Source organism: Rossellomorea sp. YZS02 (assembly GCF_033963925.1).
Lineage (GTDB): Bacteria > Bacillota > Bacilli > Bacillales > Bacillaceae_B > Rossellomorea.
The window spans coordinates 1-15,046 of record NZ_JAXBLY010000026.1; the positions used below are offsets into that span (position 1 = coordinate 1).

At 43.1% G+C, this 15,046-nt stretch carries 15 protein-coding genes, 1 riboswitch and 1 other annotated feature; of the genes, 5 read left to right on the forward strand and 10 right to left on the reverse strand.

What is annotated here, in order from left to right; translation table 11 throughout:
• Positions 1-302: 302 nt before the first annotated feature.
• Positions 303-1,622 carry a Na+/H+ antiporter NhaC family protein gene (locus tag SLH55_RS20655; protein WP_219166306.1) on the reverse strand — a complete coding sequence of 440 codons (1,320 nt, stop codon included), beginning with the start codon at positions 1,620-1,622 and terminating at the stop codon, positions 303-305.
• 92 nt (positions 1,623-1,714) lie between these two features.
• A riboswitch (SAM riboswitch) is annotated at positions 1,715-1,819 on the reverse strand.
• Between the two features lie 236 nt (positions 1,820-2,055).
• On the opposite strand from SLH55_RS20655, the gene SLH55_RS20660 reads away from it, so the two are divergent.
• Positions 2,056-3,228, forward strand: coding sequence for an MFS transporter (locus SLH55_RS20660; RefSeq protein ID WP_226677389.1), 1,173 nt, complete (start codon positions 2,056-2,058; stop codon positions 3,226-3,228).
• Positions 3,229-3,508: 280 nt separating this feature from the next.
• Entirely contained in the window at positions 3,509-3,781 is a 273-nt protein-coding gene (locus SLH55_RS20665) for a DUF2187 family protein (RefSeq protein WP_219166308.1), read from the forward strand.
• A gap of 95 nt (positions 3,782-3,876) precedes the next feature.
• On the opposite strand, the gene SLH55_RS20670 is transcribed toward SLH55_RS20665, so the two are convergent.
• From SLH55_RS20670 to SLH55_RS20695, 6 genes are all read right to left on the reverse strand, one after another.
• The gene (locus SLH55_RS20670) at positions 3,877-4,134 is read right to left on the reverse strand and encodes a YpbS family protein (protein ID WP_320324383.1); all 258 of its coding nucleotides are present in this window, start codon (positions 4,132-4,134) and stop codon (positions 3,877-3,879) included.
• An 84-nt stretch (positions 4,135-4,218) separates the two neighbouring features.
• Positions 4,219-5,667: a cardiolipin synthase gene (gene cls, locus SLH55_RS20675; RefSeq protein ID WP_219166310.1), complete on the reverse strand. Its 1,449-nt coding sequence runs from the start codon at positions 5,665-5,667 to the stop codon at positions 4,219-4,221.
• 111 nt (positions 5,668-5,778) lie between these two features.
• Positions 5,779-7,212 carry an alanine/glycine:cation symporter family protein gene (locus SLH55_RS20680; protein ID WP_320324384.1) on the reverse strand — a complete coding sequence of 478 codons (1,434 nt, stop codon included), beginning with the start codon at positions 7,210-7,212 and terminating at the stop codon, positions 5,779-5,781.
• A gap of 321 nt (positions 7,213-7,533) precedes the next feature.
• Positions 7,534-7,701, reverse strand: a complete 168-nt coding sequence (locus tag SLH55_RS20685; protein WP_219166312.1) for a hypothetical protein — start codon at positions 7,699-7,701, stop codon at positions 7,534-7,536.
• A 216-nt stretch (positions 7,702-7,917) separates the two neighbouring features.
• Entirely contained in the window at positions 7,918-8,331 is a 414-nt protein-coding gene (locus SLH55_RS20690; RefSeq protein ID WP_226677400.1) for a CBS domain-containing protein, read from the reverse strand.
• A gap of 116 nt (positions 8,332-8,447) precedes the next feature.
• Entirely contained in the window at positions 8,448-8,927 is a 480-nt protein-coding gene (locus SLH55_RS20695) for a CAP domain-containing protein (RefSeq protein ID WP_413787119.1), read from the reverse strand.
• Positions 8,928-9,229: 302 nt separating this feature from the next.
• Here SLH55_RS20695 and SLH55_RS20700 point away from each other — a divergent pair, with 302 nt between their 5' ends.
• From SLH55_RS20700 to SLH55_RS20710, 3 genes are all read left to right on the forward strand, one after another.
• The gene (locus SLH55_RS20700; protein WP_098351100.1) at positions 9,230-9,379 is read left to right on the forward strand and encodes an Lmo0850 family protein; all 150 of its coding nucleotides are present in this window, start codon (positions 9,230-9,232) and stop codon (positions 9,377-9,379) included.
• A gap of 84 nt (positions 9,380-9,463) precedes the next feature.
• Complete coding sequence (locus tag SLH55_RS20705) at positions 9,464-9,751, forward strand: hypothetical protein (protein WP_257474884.1); 288 nt, start codon at positions 9,464-9,466, stop codon at positions 9,749-9,751.
• A gap of 163 nt (positions 9,752-9,914) precedes the next feature.
• Positions 9,915-10,814: a diacylglycerol/lipid kinase family protein gene (locus tag SLH55_RS20710; protein WP_219166313.1), complete on the forward strand. Its 900-nt coding sequence runs from the start codon at positions 9,915-9,917 to the stop codon at positions 10,812-10,814.
• 59 nt (positions 10,815-10,873) lie between these two features.
• On the opposite strand, the gene SLH55_RS20715 is transcribed toward SLH55_RS20710, so the two are convergent.
• The 3 genes from SLH55_RS20715 to SLH55_RS20725 all read right to left on the reverse strand — a co-directional run bounded on the left by SLH55_RS20715 (position 10,874) and on the right by SLH55_RS20725 (position 14,776).
• Positions 10,874-11,455, reverse strand: a complete 582-nt coding sequence (locus SLH55_RS20715) for a YqaA family protein (RefSeq protein WP_219166314.1) — start codon at positions 11,453-11,455, stop codon at positions 10,874-10,876.
• A 144-nt stretch (positions 11,456-11,599) separates the two neighbouring features.
• The gene (gene argS / locus SLH55_RS20720; protein ID WP_320324385.1) at positions 11,600-13,288 is read right to left on the reverse strand and encodes an arginine--tRNA ligase; all 1,689 of its coding nucleotides are present in this window, start codon (positions 13,286-13,288) and stop codon (positions 11,600-11,602) included.
• A gap of 56 nt (positions 13,289-13,344) precedes the next feature.
• Positions 13,345-13,549 (reverse strand) — a binding site (T-box leader).
• Between the two features lie 51 nt (positions 13,550-13,600).
• Positions 13,601-14,776 carry an FtsW/RodA/SpoVE family cell cycle protein gene (locus SLH55_RS20725; RefSeq protein WP_219166316.1) on the reverse strand — a complete coding sequence of 392 codons (1,176 nt, stop codon included), beginning with the start codon at positions 14,774-14,776 and terminating at the stop codon, positions 13,601-13,603.
• Positions 14,777-15,046 lie beyond the last annotated feature (270 nt).

Consider the following 15,046-nt stretch of genomic DNA (forward strand, 5'->3'; position numbering starts at 1 on the left):
TAGACTCCTACGGAAAACGGGCGTGCCGAGACCCCGGAAGCGGTTTTTGCTGAGGAGGCTCGGCCGAACGTCCGTGGAAAGCGGGACTGTTCCCTTCACCCTCCTGCACCACAACTTAAATGACAGAGCATCGTAAATCTTAGTTTATATGCAAATAGCAACAATCTTTGGGAAAACAGCCTTTAATTAATAACGTACTTTACCAAATATATACATAATTAATCAAACTCAACACACCATCTAACACCCATAAAATGATAGAAAAAGAGACAAATCCAAAGGATTTGTCTCTTTCCAACCAATTATGAAGAACGGACAGGATCTCCATCAGGTGCCCTATGTCGAGTGAACTTCGGAAGGGCGAACTGAATCGCAATCAATCCGCAAATCGCAATTAATACAGGATAGAAGGCATATGGGATGATGCTGATCGGCGATATACCGGCTACTTCTGCCACGAGCAATGCCTGTGCCCCGTATGGGATCAAGCCTTGAACGGCACAAGAGAAAATATCCAGGATACTCGCTGATTTACGGGCATCCACACCATATTTATCGCTAAGAGTTTTAGCCAGTGGACCTGCGATGATGATTGAAATGGTGTTATTCGCTGTGCAAAGATTCGTCGAGCTGACTAACCCCGCTGTTGCAAGCTGTGCTCCCTGAGGGGATTTAATCTTGCGGGTGGCGAGATAAAGGATCGCCTGAATCCCCCCGTTATGACGGATCAACTCGACTACTCCACCAATCATGATCGAAAGGATCACAATCTCTGCCATCCCAGTCATTCCGTCGGCTACACTGACGAAATAACTGGAAAGGGTAAAGCTTCCATCCACGAATCCGATGAACCCTGCTAACAGGATCCCGCCTAACAGGACGACAAATACGTTCAAACCTGCAAGCGCCCCGATTATGACTCCGAGGTAAGGAATGATTTTTACCCAATCAAAACTTTCTGCTTGTACAGAGGATGGAGTCCCCATTGTTAGAATAAAAAGAATGACCATGGTGACGATCGCTGCCGGTAATACAATGAAGAAGTTCACTTTGAATTTGTCCTTCATCTCCGTTTTCTGGGTACGGACAGCGGCAATGGTCGTATCAGAGATGAATGATAAGTTATCCCCAAACATTGCTCCTCCGATGACAGTGGCCATGGTCAGGGCCATTGAAATATCTGCGCCGGAACTGATTCCTACTCCAATCGGTGCCAGTGCTGCAATTGTACCCATGGACGTTCCCATTGATAAGGAAATGAAAGCGGCGATGATGAATAATCCAACAATGATCAAGTTCCCCGGAAGCACGGATAGAGCGAAGTTGACGGTTGAATCAACGGCTCCCATCTTTTCAGCCACACCGGAAAACGCACCTGCCAATAAGAAGATAAAGACCATTATCATAATATCCGGGTGTCCGGCTCCTTTAGCGAACCGTTCAATCTTCGCTGTCAACGTCTCTTTTCGGTTCATCAAGAGTGCCACAACGGATGCAATGATGATGGAAACGAGTACAGGGAACGCATAGAAGTCTCCTGAGATAATGCCTGCTCCCAGGAACAGTGATACAAATATGATCAAGGGCAATAAAGCCAATAAATTTCCTTTTTCTTGATTCATGCCTAACACTCCTTTGTCGTCGTAATAAGAAAAAAACCAAATAAAAAAACCTCTTCCAACATAAGAAGAGGTTTCATTCAAACGAAACACTCCTCTTATCTTTCAAGCATTACACTTGCTGGATGTGGCACAGCACTCTATATGAGTCCGCTGCCGAGACATCTTTGGGCCAGTCCCTCCGTCTCTCTGGATAAGAAGATATGTTATTTAGTTGATTTAAAATATACTTACATACTTTAAAGGGTTTAATTAAAAAAGTCAAACCGGAAATATTTTCAAACTAAAGCGGAGTTGCTTGTGGGGACTGGGTGGCGCAGCCGGTTGTCGCATTCATGAACCATGACTTTATCCATAAAAAGGCATAAACTCATAGACAATTGCCCGGTCAAGGTCTACTATAAAATAGACAAAAAACATCTTGGGGGATACGGAAGTGGAAAGAACAGTACGAAATCAAATTTTCACGTTACAAGGTTTTTATTTATTGACGTTTTTCGGGGTGGGGAGCCTCTACCCTTTACTCAGTGTGTATTTAAGTGAAAGCGTAGGACTGAACGGTTATCAAATTGGGACCATCATGTCCGTTGGTCCCATCATGATGATCTTCTTTCAGCCGATATGGGGGATGGTAAGCGACACAACCAACCGTCCAACCCTTGTGTTAGGAATGACTTCTTTAATAGCGGGTATCTTTGCCCTTGGTTACTTGTTCATGGACTTCTACTATGGGTTGCTGATCGTTGCGATTTTGGTTGCGATCTTCCAAAGTGCCATCATTCCTGTTTCGGATAGCATCAGTCTGAAGTACACAAGTAAAGTCCGGTATAACTACGGAAATATCCGTCTGTTTGGATCTCTCGGATTCGGAATTGCGGTCTTCATCATGGGAAGGCTTTCGGAGGGGTTCATCGGACCAACGATCATTTTCTACTCGTTCTTTATCTGCCTGGTCCTTTCAGGATTCCTCTCCTTCCGTTTTCCTAAAGAGAGAGCGGCTGCTAAGCTCGACTTAAAAGCGGGGATGAAGGAATTATTTACGATGAAGAAATTTCTGATCTTCCTGGCCGTAACCTTTTTGGTGTTCGGACCGAATTTAGCCAACAATGTTTATTTTGGGCTATTTGTAGAAAATTCCGGTGGTACGTACGCTGGAATTGGCCTCGCGTTTTTAATCGCCGTATTATCTGAAGTACCGTTCATGAGGATTGCAGGAGGGTGGATTGATAAGTTTGGTCTCCTGACCGTCGCAGCTCTTGCAGGTGCCGCTTCCATGATCCGATGGCTGTTTTACTTCACGGAACCAAGTCTTTGGCTCGTATACTCTTCGGCAGTGATGCAGGGTCTTGCCATCGGCTTATTCATTCCCGCAGGACTGCGTTACATTAAAGAAATCACACCGGCTCACATAACCGCCACAGCCGTCACCGTATATTCTGCCATCGGGAACGGTCTCGGTAATTGGTTCAGCACCTTTGTCGGAGGGTTCATCTATGAAACTTACTCCATATACACGGTGTACCTATTCTTTGCTGTACTATCACTTATAGGTATCTTCCTATGCTTCGTTCTCATGAAAGAAGAGAAGAAGAACGCATTGGCCTATTAATAAAGAAATGGCAGGCATCCAGTACTCAGGGTGCCTGTTTTTTTATGTAAAAGGAAGGATTTTCCTTATTTTGTATCGAAGTAAATATAAGAGAAGGCACTCATTTTAACCCTCCATGTAAAAAAAACACCACGGAAGGTTTCGACTTTATGAAATTGTGGTACAAAAAGGATAAGTCATACATTGATATTTATATAAATACACGTTAAAATAATATTATTAGAAAATTCTTTCAATTAAACAGAGAAACTCATAAAATATATATAAAGGGGATAATAAAATGGAAAACACATTCGTTTACTCAAAAGAGAATGCAAACCTTGGAGATACAGTTCAATTTAAAAGAAAGAAACACGTCATCAACGGCATCGTCACAACGCTAAGAGAAAATACCGTCATTGTTAAAATGGATAGGGATTTTGCAAAGAAGCTGGATTTGCCGGATGATCAAACCGTTGTGGCTCATAAAAACTACGTGGTGATTGAACGAGCGGAAAACGATTCACAGCCCGTATTTGTCTATGATGGGTGGAATAGCGCATTAAAAGCTTAATTTCTCAACAAAATAAAAAGCCCTGACCCAACTTCACCAGGAAAATGGATAGTTGTGAGTCAGGGTTATTTATGTTGTCTGAAATGAGGTTAGGCTTATGTTAACCGCCTAACGTATTCTTCAACCATTTCTGAAGTGACAATTTTTCTTTGAGGAACCACACCTTGACGGGCAAGGACATTTATCTCATTTGTCACTTGGTTGATGCGCTCAGTTGTAAACGGCTTCCCCGCTGAACACAGCTGAACCGCTTCATCAATCGCGCTTTCCCTTTTTTCATCCAGCCTTAAGAATTGCTGAACCAGCTGGTTTTGCTTGATGGAATGCTTGGAAATTTCTTTATGAACACTCATGATTTCATTCCTCTCTATTCAATAGCAGATTACCTCTATTATGCCTTTTTCCCGCACCTCATGGCAATGTCGAAACACCCCTTTTTATAAGATGGGGGACAAAAGCCTCGATATGGACTCCTTCACCTTAATCATCAATGGTCTTTGATGATAATCATCCAGTGTTAATTCCCTGCTCTTTTCAATATCATCCTTAAACACTGAGGCCAGGTCTTCAGAGAGTGCCTGGTCATATAGAAATGCATTGACCTCGAAGTTTAAGCGGAAGCTTCGCACATCGATATTGGCTGTGCCGACAGACGAGATCGCTTCATCTACGACGATGGTTTTAGCATGTATGAACCCGTTATCGTAAATATAAATCCTGACTCCCGCTTTCAACAGTTCCCCGATATAGGAATAGGTGGCCCAGTACACAAATAAGTGATCCGGTTTATTCGGAATCATGATGCGGACATCCACTCCCGTAAGAGCGGCGATTCGCAATGAATCGAGGAGGCTGACGTCCGGAATAAAGTAAGGAGTCTGAATGAGGATCGACTTTTTGGCAGACGAAATCATTTTGATATATCCGTTTTTAATTTGCTCCCATTCCGAGTCCGGGCCGCATGTGACAATTTGAACCCCTGCTTCACCCGTAAAAGAAGAGAGGGGGAAGTATCTCAAGTCGTAGGCAATCTTCTTGGACCGGCTCGCCTGGTTCCAATCCAGTATGAAGCGGGTCTGCATGGCCAGAGCTGAACTTCCTTCAATTCTCAGATGAGTGTCCCGCCAATAACCGAACTTCGGATTTAAGCCTAAGTATTCATCTCCGACGTTGAAACCGCCGACGTAACCGACCTTCCCATCGACAATTACGAGCTTTCTGTGATTGCGGTAATTTAAGCGCAAATTGATAAAGGGAATCTTTGAAGGGAAAAATACTTCCACTTCGCCGCCTGCAGAGAGGAGGTCCTTGAAGAACCTGCGCCTCGTTCGCCGGGACCCCATCTCATCGTACAGAACCCTGACCTTAACACCTTGTCGGGCTTTTTCAGTGAGTTTCTCCAAGATCCGCTTTCCAAGCTGATCTTTTTTGAAAATATAATATTGGATATGGATGTGGTCCTGTGCAGCATCCATGTCTTCTAACAGTGCTTGGAACTTGTCTTCACCGTGTGTAAACAGTGTAATCTCATTATCCTGGGTCAGTAACGCTTCATTATTGATCAAATGCATATAGATAAGATCCTGATATCGTGAAGAAATGTCATTCTTAAAAGGAAAACGATGTTCCTTCAGCGTATGGATTTGATTCTGTATCAAACCTTCTATTCCGATTTTCTTCATATCATCCCAATCAAACAACCGCTTCCTGCTTAAATTTTGGCCAAAGACCAAATAGAGGATGAACCCCAGTAATGGAATGAAGAACAATACCATCAGCCAAGCCCAGGTCGCCCCCGCATCCTTCCGCTCCAGAAAAATAATCACGGTTGCAAGGATCAGATTTAGAAAGAACAATATCCCCAGTAGAGTAGATAGGATACTCATAACGTTAAAGCTCCTTTGCTTACTTTCTATGACTAGTATACCTGAGAATGGAATAGAAAAAAATGACAAGAAAAAAAGAGCAGGACCCTGCTCTTTTTTAAATACTGTCTCTTACTCATTCACTGCCTTTTTAGGCATTCCCCTATCACGTTCCGGCCAGCTATCTACTCCCCGCAAGCCGGGAATATCATCCGCGTAGAAGACCGGATCCAGTCCTTGTCTGCGCTGGATCATATAGTTGTCCAGTGCCTTAAAGGCAATCGGGGCCAGGATACCGATTGCAACAAGATTTGTAAGGGCCATCAATGCCATGGAGAAATCAGCCAGGCTCCAAACGATATCAAGACTTGCAACGGAACCGAAGATCACCATCCCGAGTGCAATGAAACGATAGATGAGTAATCCTGTCTTGCTTTTATTGATGAATGGAAGATTGGCTTCGCCATAATAATAACTTCCAATGATGGAACTGAAGGCGAAGGTGAAGATGGCAATCGCCAGGAATATACCGGCCCATGAGTTAAAGTGTTCAGACATGGCTGCCTGAGACAATTCGATCCCCGTCAAGCCTGATCCGTAAGCATCTGATGTTAAAATGATGAATGCTGTTGCCGAACAGACAAGAATGGTATCAAAGAATACTCCAAGTGCCTGGATGAATCCCTGTTTAACCGGATGGGAAACAGATGCAGTAGCAGCAGCATTCGGTGCACTCCCCATACCGGCTTCATTGGAGAATAATCCACGCTTTACCCCGTTCATGATAGCGGCACCGATTCCGCCTCCGACCACTTGCTCAAAGCCAAATGCACTTTTGAAAATAAGGGCGATGACGCCGGGCATTTCAGTGATATTCGTAATGACGACATATAAAGCGAGTACAATATAAAATCCTGCCATGATCGGAACGATGAAGGATGAAAAGTTAGCGATGCGCTTTACTCCCCCAAAGATGATCAGTGCGGTCAATCCAGCCAATATAAGCCCGATAACGAAAGTATTGATTCCGAAAGAGTTACTGAACGCTGTTGCAATCGTATTACTTTGAACCGCATTAAAGGTTGTCCCGAAAGAAAGGATGATGGTGACCGCAAAGATCGAACTCATCCAAGGTTTGCCCAATTGTTTCTTCATATAGTAGCCGGGGCCGCCTTTGAATCCAACCTTATCTTTTTCTTTGTAAATCTGTGCCAATGTACTTTCAACAAAGGCGCTGGCACCTCCGAGAATGGCGACAAGCCACATCCAGAAGACCGCTCCAGGTCCTCCAATTGCTAAGGCAATGGCTACTCCTGCTAGATTACCTGTACCAATTCGAGTACCTGCTCCGATAAAGAATGCCTGCAGGGATGAAATCTGCTTTTCCCCCTCTGCTTCGACCACATCTTTATCTCCTAATAATCGAAACATTTCACCTAGATGGCGAATTTGAACAAATTTAGATCCGATGGTGAAGTATAATCCTAAAATGAGAAGTACGCCGATTAAAATGTACCCCCAAAGAATCGAATTCGCTTCCGTGACTAAATGGTTTAATATATCCATGATAACCCCCTCAGAAATTTGTGTCGGTTACACGTAATATTATCTGAAAATTTGAAATAAAAGTCAAGTTATTATCTGAATATTAAAATATTACCAACTTTTATTTAGAGGTACGAACTATTTTGTCATAGTATTAAAGGGTTTGATGAAGATAGTAGGACGAAGATACTAGAAGTTATAATTATATTAAAATAATTTATTGAGTCGATTGAAATAATATTGGCTTGAAAAGATTTTAAAGAACGAATCACAAAAAAAAGCCATAGGTATCCATGGCGTCAATGATATCAATAATATGAAAAATAATTGCAATTCAATGAATCAATAATAATTCCAAAAACCCAGTACAAATAATAATATACCTGTAATCATAGAAATCCCAAATAACATAAATAAAAAATCAAGAATGCTGTCGGCGAAGACTCTTTTGCGGTTCTCACGTTTGAAATGACGAACTTCCTTTCGGTACGATCGTGCAGTACGACTCATATAAAAACCTCCTCCTCCATAAACACCATTTGTATTAAATCACATATTCGTCACAAATAAAGAAAATCCTCCCTTTACAAGAAAATAATGACGATATACCCGTCTTTAAGTCAAAATGAGTCGAAGAGAGGGACGGACCTGTTAAAACAGAAATAAGGGGCTGTACAGCCCCTTATTCTGTAGAAAGATATGAAGTTAGTGCCCTTTGGCTTTGTGTTAGCGAAGGTGATTCTGTGAAATTCCGCTTAGGGCACTTCCGGCACTTTGATCGGACTTCTGTTGCACTGCCAAATCCCCCAAAGCCAGCATCCCGACAAGCTGTCCGTTTTCCACTACCGGTAAACGGCGCACCTGGTGTTGGGACATCAAAGCTGATGCCTCTTCGACAGAAGCATCCGGAGAAACGGTCACAACCTGCTGTGACATGACCTGAGAGACATTTCCTTGTGCACCTTGAGTCAGTCCACGAGTCGCAATATCACGGTCTGTAATCATACCGACAACCTGCCCGTTTTCAACGACGGGAACGGAACCAACGTTTCTGGAACTCATCTTAGAAGCGACGCTCTCAAGTGAATCCTGGTTAGAAGCGGCTTCCACATTTGTCGACATAATATCACGTACTTGCATGAAAAATTCCCCCTTGATCATAATGGCAGTACATGATTAGTATCGGGAATATCCACTTCGTTATTCCCAAAATGAATTTCCATTTTATTAATAGGGACGGAAATTCCCATCCATATTTATTTCGAAATGAAAAGCTGCGTCCAATACGTACCGTAAGCACCACCTTCTGCATATCCCACGCCTACATGGGTATAGGATCCGTTGAGGATATTCTTGCGGTGAACCGGGCTGTCCATCCATTTCTTCACCACCTCTTCGTAACTCGTCTGTCCGGCGGCAATATTTTCAGCAGCCTGCCTGTATGAAATGTGAAAGCTCTTCAACATATCATCAGGAGATCCGTAGGTCGGGCTCCTGTGAGAGAAATACCCGGCATCTCTCATATCACGGGACTTATATTCGGCGACCATGGAGAGATGCCCGTCTGTTTGAAGAGGGGAGAGCCCGTTTTTCTTCCTTTCCTGATTGATCAATGTAGTGACCCGGCCTTCAATTGAGCCCTTGGAGGCTGTTGGAATATTAATTGCTTGACCGGGGAAAATGATATCGGGATGCCTCACTTGAGGATTCGCTTCGATCAATTCTGATAATCCCATGTGAAACATCCTTGAAATGGACCAAAAAGTATCTCCTTTTTTTACAGAATATGTGCTTTCTGCGGCAGCGATATGTAGATCAAATAGGCTATAAAAAAGGGTTGATGTGATAAGAATGAGTGATAGTTTCGTCTTCATGAGTATAAATTGTGTAATTCGGAACAAATTATTCTTCTGAAATGTGTAAAATTAGGATTATCGTTGCATTTTTAGGGAAAAGGGAAACCATATAACATTAAGTGAAACCTTTTACTGAGTAAAACGTACAAATAGGTAACGATATTATAAAAGAGGTGAATAACGTGGTAAAGGAGAACGATCGCTTTAAAAAAGTGATAACGAAATTGTCGAACGTCGGAGTTAATATTTCAAAAACGAAATCAAGACGGGAAATTCTTCATTCACTAAAGCAGTATCAACCATTACCTAAGACGTTAACACAAGATTCATAAACAAGCGCATCCAGAAATGTGGGACAGACATATTTTCCCTTTCTTCCCGATATACTATAGGTAAGGTGAAGAGGAGGGTGAGGCATGGAGAGAATGATGTTTGATCTACAGGCATTAAAGGAGATCAGGAAGAAGGCAGATGAGATTTCATACTACTGTATGAGCCGGGAGGAACCTTCAGATCCCCGAAGGATAAGCATGGCTTTGGATCAAGTTAGTCGTGCCCTGGCCATGTTTGCGGAAATGGAACTCCATCGCATGCAGAATCGGCATATTCCATATGATCCCCAAAGCTATATCAAAGGGCGTCTTGGGATTGCCCATCGATCCTTACTCCCTGTCCCACAGGAAGATTCGAATACAGCATCGTAAAAGAGGTTGACCCAAGATTAATTTGGTCATAGTAAACGCGACCACAGAATATGAAGGTATCTGAAACATATGGCCTGGTCCGATAAGGATGATAATCACTCATCGTTTTGGGTCAGCCTCTTTTTTTATATTAATTTAATGAAAGAGTCAGGTGACGATTTTTATGTCGAAATATTCGGATATATTATTCATATGCAACGGCAAAGCAGGTCAAGGGACACTTGAGGTCCTGTTAAAGGATGCTGTTCCTCCTCTACTGGATATATGCACTAATCTGATCATTCATAAGACAAAAGAAAAAGGCGACGCAGAGAGGGTTTGCAGAGAAACAGGAAGTCAATATGAGCTTGTTGTGATCATGGGCGGAGATGGCACGGTTCATGAATGCATCAATGGTTTGTCTGCCCTTGAAAGTCGTCCTCTTGTAAGCATCCTCCCTGGTGGGACGTGTAATGATTTTGCCCGTTCATTACATATACCCATGAACATTGGACAAGCTGTCAGGCTGATAACCGAACAGCCCCTTGAGCAGGAAATCGACATCGTCCAAGCGGGTGAGAGATATTTCAGTAATTTTTGGGGGACGGGATTGGTTGCCCAGACGAGCGATAATATCGATGTGGGATCAAAGAGCGTCCTTGGGAAATTAAGTTATTATATTAGTGCTTTCCAATCGATTCAAGATTCTCCTATTTTAAATGTAAAGGTTACAACGGAAAAGGAGACAGTGGAGGAAGAGGTAGTCATGCTGCTGGTTGCCAACGGGCGTTCCATCGGATCCAACCCGCTGCCAATCTGTATTGATATGAGTGACGGCCTCATGGACATCTATATCGTAAAGAAAAGTGGATTTCCATTATTGAAGGAGTTTCTGGTGATCAAAAGTACGGGGAATATCAGTGAGGAATATGATGACATCATCCATATTCAAGCAAAGGAAGCTCATATTGAACTCGGGCAAAACGAAAAGCTTGATATGGACGGGGAGTTATATGAGGGAAGCAGGCAGTCCTTGAAAGTTCTGGAGAAACATCTGCAATTTGTGGTTGGTTCTGCGGACTAAAGGAAAAGGAGCATGGGTGCGTGTGTAACGTACGCCATGCTCCTTTTTATGTCATTGTATCAAGGGGTTCTTTTTTTCTTTTTGATGACCAGGTAGACAAGATATACAGCAATCAATACTCCACCAGCTGCAAGTGTGAGGAGTGTGAAATTTTCCTCGATAAAAGGTTTTGCCTTTGCCCCGAGGGTCAGGATGATGGCTCCTTCCAGGAAGAAACGGATACCTCTTCCGATAATCGACCAGATCACCAATACACGGATCCTTACGCCGGAAACCCCGGCGAAAATGGTGAAAATTTTATAAGGAACAGGTGTCAGACCGGCAATCAAGAGTGCCATGGGTCCGAATTTCGTGAAATATTCCTCTACTTTTTGGATGCGGGCTTCCGAGAATAAACGAACCAGAATCGGTCGTCCCAGTTTTTTTCCGATCAACCATCCAAATAGGGCTCCGATGACGGAAGCGACAGTCGTATAGAGTGCGTAAAGCAATGCGCTATCCGGGTTGGCAATCGAAAGTGGTATCAGTAACACATCAGGTGGGATGGGGAAGAATGATGAGTCTGCGAATGAAACCAGGATCAGTCCCCATACACCATAATCCAATAACCAGGCTTCGAACGTGTGAAGTAGTTCAGACATAGTACTCTCCTTTATGAATAAAGCGTTATTTTTCAAATTAAATAGAACATAAGAAAGTATATCACTTTTCATATAGGGAGTCATGAAATATCCCATTCATATCATTCTATTTCTCGGGAAATAGTGACAGAATTCTTTGCTTTTCTACATTTCTGAAGGTGATTTCATTCCGAGTAAACGCAAACCTTCGGATAGGACGATCCCGACAGCTTGAACCAGAGCGAGGCGCGAGTCTTGTTCTGAATCTCCTGCAAGGATCTTCGTTTTACCATAATAACGGTTGAAACTTTGGGATGTATCGATTAAATATTTAGCAATGATGGATGGGGCATAGTTCTGCCAGGCTTTTTCGATGATTTCCGGAAATAGGCGAAGTTGCTTGATCACTTCCCAGCTTTCGGGATCAGCAAGACCTTCGAACTTCATCGGAGACATGACCTCTGCTTTTCTGAGTAGTGACTGTGTTCTTGCGTAGGTGTATTGAATGTAAGGACCAGTTTCGCCTTCGAACGTGAGCATATGATCCAGGGAGAATTCTATATCATTAAGCCGATCATTTTTTAGATCATGAAATATGATCGCTCCGACTCCGACATTTCTAGCAACAACGTGAGCATTTTCTAAGCCGGGATTTTTCAGTTTAATGTTCTCCTCGGCCATTTTTATGGCCTCTTGAAGGACCTCTTCCAACAGGATGACTCGACCTTTTCGTGTCGACATCTTTTTACCGTCCTTTAAATACAGTCCGAATGGAATATGCTTCATATCATCCGCCCAATCGTACCCCAGCTGTTTCAGTACATTCATCACTTGTTTGAAATGGATCGTCTGCTCCTGGCCGACGATATACAGGGCTTCATCAAAGTCATATTGACGCTTTCTGTAGAGAGCGGCAGCCAGGTCGCGTGTGGCATAGAGAGTGGCGCCGTCTGATTTTGTAATCAGGCAGGGAGGCAGATTCCCATCTTCCATCCGCACTACCTGAGCCCCTTGGGATTCCTCAAGAAGCTGATTCTCCCGAAGGAGTGACACGACTTCTTCCATTTTGTCATTGAAAAACGCTTCCCCTTTATAGGAATCGAATTCGACTCCCAGTAAGGAGTAGATCGACTTGAAGGCTAGAAGAGATTCATTTTTGAACCATTTCCAAAGTTCCGTTACTTCTTCATCCCTATCTTCCAGTAGCTTAAAAGCTCTTCTTCCTTCATCTTCAAGGGCAGGATCGAGTTCCGCCTCAGCATGAAACTTCTTGTAAAGAACAAATAACTCGGCGATGGGATTCTCTTTCACTTTTTCGGGATCTCCCCACTTTTTAAAAGCAACGATCAATTTTCCGAATTGGGTGCCCCAATCCCCGATATAATTGATTTTCTCGGTTGTATAGCCGCATTTTTCAGCGATGGTTGCAATGGCATTCCCGATGACCGTTGAACGTAGGTGTCCCATGGAGAATGGTTTGGCGATGTTTGGAGAGGACATGTCTAATACGATGGTTTTCTCTTCTCCGAAAGTATGTGTACCATAACCTTTTCCTTTCGCCAAAATTTCCGACACGATTTCCTTTCCGGCTATTACCCCGTCGAAATGGATGTTGATATATGGTCCAACTGCCTCCACCTTGGTGAAAAGGGGAGAGGAGAGTGCAGCGGCAAACTCATTGGCGATTTGTGCCGGAGCTTTCTTTAGGGCTTTCGCCAGCTGGAAACATGGAAATGCCAGATCCCCTAAATGGCTATGCTTTGGTGTTTCAATCAAACCACAGAGATCTTCTTCGCTCCAATCTGATAAGAACTGAGTCTTTATTTCATGGGCCAGTATTGATTTTAAATCCATCTTTGTGCACCTCCAATAATAGTAAACAAAACATAAAAAAACCCGCCTCTATATAACATAGAGACGAGTTTAGCTCGCGGTACCACTCTTATTCCCGAAAAGGGCGCTCATTGTATAACGGGAGATCCCGGTTTTTCCCTACTGATTTCAAGAAAAACTTCTCGGAAGTGCGGTTCATCAAGAGTTTAACACCGGGCTTCCACCGTCCCCGGCTCGCTTTTGATTCAACATCAGGATTACTCTCTTCTTCATTGAATGTCGATATCTAATTACTATTATTTTACACATCCAGTGGATGAATGCAACCAGTAATTAAGAATCTTCTGAAGAAAACATATACGTTTTATGGTGAAACCTCATACTGAACACAAGTCCGAGTGCCAGCATATTCCCCATTAGGGAGCTTCCTCCATAACTGATGAACGGAAGGGGGATACCGGTGATCGGCAATAACTGGATCGTCATGCCGATGTTTTGGAATACATGGAATGTAATCATACTGATGATCCCTGCACAAACGTAAGCGTTGAAGGGTTCTTTCGTATCCAGGGCCGTCTTGGTCAAATGATAAATTAACAGGAAATATAAGCTGATGACGACACTTGCCCCGATGAATCCGTACTCTTCACCGATGACACTGAATATAAAGTCCGTATGATTTTCCGGGATATACACTTCGCGATCGCTGTAGCCTTTTCCAAAAATCTGGCCGGAGCCAATGGCGTTAAGGGAGTTGATTAAGTGAAAACCTTCTAATTTCGCGTAGTTATACGGATCAAGCCAAGCATAAATACGTCCGAATTGATAGGGTTTTACATTTAAATACTTTTCTAATAATTCAGGTGCCCAAATCACAAGTGAAAGGATGCCCGCTCCTAAGACCCCGATGGATGCGTAGATGGGAACGATCAACTTCCACGTAATACCTGAAACGAGAATGATCCCTGTCATAATGGCCAGGATGACCAGTGATGTCCCTAAATCCGGCTGCTGCATGATGAAAGCAAGGGGGACAAGGGTGGTCAAGCCGATTTTAATTAACAACTGAAAGTCTGTCTGTACCGTTTTACTTGGATTAAGTTCATGATGATTGGTGATGACGCGTGCCAGAGCAAGAATCAGGAATGTCTTCATAAATTCTGAAGGCTGTATGGACCCGAGCGGTCCGAGCATGAACCAGCTTTTGGCCCCATTCCGATGAGGTGCGATGCTCTCTGGTGAAATCAATAATAAAACGAGCAAGAAAATTCCGGCACCGTATATGTACCAGGCAAGCCGCTTATACTGATCTGAATCCAGGAATAATGCTGCCCCGATAATGATTCCACCCACTACATACCAAAATGCTTGTCTAATGACGAAATTTGTTCCATATTGCCCTGAGGTCTGGGCGCTGCTGATTCCCATTGCGCTTACGATGAAGAACAGCATTAATAAAAAGAGAAGACCCCAATCGATCTTATCAGCAAATCGCTGGCGAGTTTCCATATTCTATTCACCTGAATTTCTAAAGATTTCACATTCCCTAGTCTAATAGAAATGAAGGGAAATTTCTACTCATGACCGGAGAAATATGAGAACTTCTGTCGGGATCTGACAGGTATTTTGAACAGGTGAAGAAATGAATTCTTTGGGAATGTTGATAGCAGTAGGGCTTAATGGATAAAAGAAGAAAACTTCTACCAGTAATTACTTATTTTTGAGGGTTCAATGAGTTTCCGTCTTGTGCTTATGAAAAGTAGTTACAGCCTCAAGTAC

Excerpts from the sequence above, each read along its gene's own strand:
- SLH55_RS20710 (WP_219166313.1), top strand. The coding sequence starts at position 9,915 with ATGTCGAAATATTCGGATATATTATTCATATGCAACGGCAAAGCAGGT.
- SLH55_RS20725 (WP_219166316.1), bottom strand. The coding sequence starts at position 14,776 with ATGGAAACTCGCCAGCGATTTGCTGATAAGATCGATTGGGGTCTTCTC.
- SLH55_RS20670 (WP_320324383.1), bottom strand. The coding sequence starts at position 4,134 with ATGAGTGTTCATAAAGAAATTTCCAAGCATTCCATCAAGCAAAACCAG.
- SLH55_RS20665 (WP_219166308.1), top strand. The coding sequence starts at position 3,509 with ATGGAAAACACATTCGTTTACTCAAAAGAGAATGCAAACCTTGGAGAT.
- SLH55_RS20680 (WP_320324384.1), bottom strand. The coding sequence starts at position 7,212 with ATGGATATATTAAACCATTTAGTCACGGAAGCGAATTCGATTCTTTGG.
- cls (WP_219166310.1), bottom strand. The coding sequence starts at position 5,667 with ATGAGTATCCTATCTACTCTACTGGGGATATTGTTCTTTCTAAATCTG.
- SLH55_RS20715 (WP_219166314.1), bottom strand. The coding sequence starts at position 11,455 with ATGTCTGAACTACTTCACACGTTCGAAGCCTGGTTATTGGATTATGGT.
- argS (WP_320324385.1), bottom strand. The coding sequence starts at position 13,288 with ATGGATTTAAAATCAATACTGGCCCATGAAATAAAGACTCAGTTCTTA.
- SLH55_RS20705 (WP_257474884.1), top strand. The coding sequence starts at position 9,464 with ATGGAGAGAATGATGTTTGATCTACAGGCATTAAAGGAGATCAGGAAG.
- SLH55_RS20655 (WP_219166306.1), bottom strand. The coding sequence starts at position 1,622 with ATGAATCAAGAAAAAGGAAATTTATTGGCTTTATTGCCCTTGATCATA.
- SLH55_RS20690 (WP_226677400.1), bottom strand. The coding sequence starts at position 8,331 with ATGCAAGTACGTGATATTATGTCGACAAATGTGGAAGCCGCTTCTAAC.
- SLH55_RS20695 (WP_413787119.1), bottom strand. The coding sequence starts at position 8,927 with ATGGGATTATCAGAATTGATCGAAGCGAATCCTCAAGTGAGGCATCCC.
- SLH55_RS20685 (WP_219166312.1), bottom strand. The coding sequence starts at position 7,701 with ATGAGTCGTACTGCACGATCGTACCGAAAGGAAGTTCGTCATTTCAAA.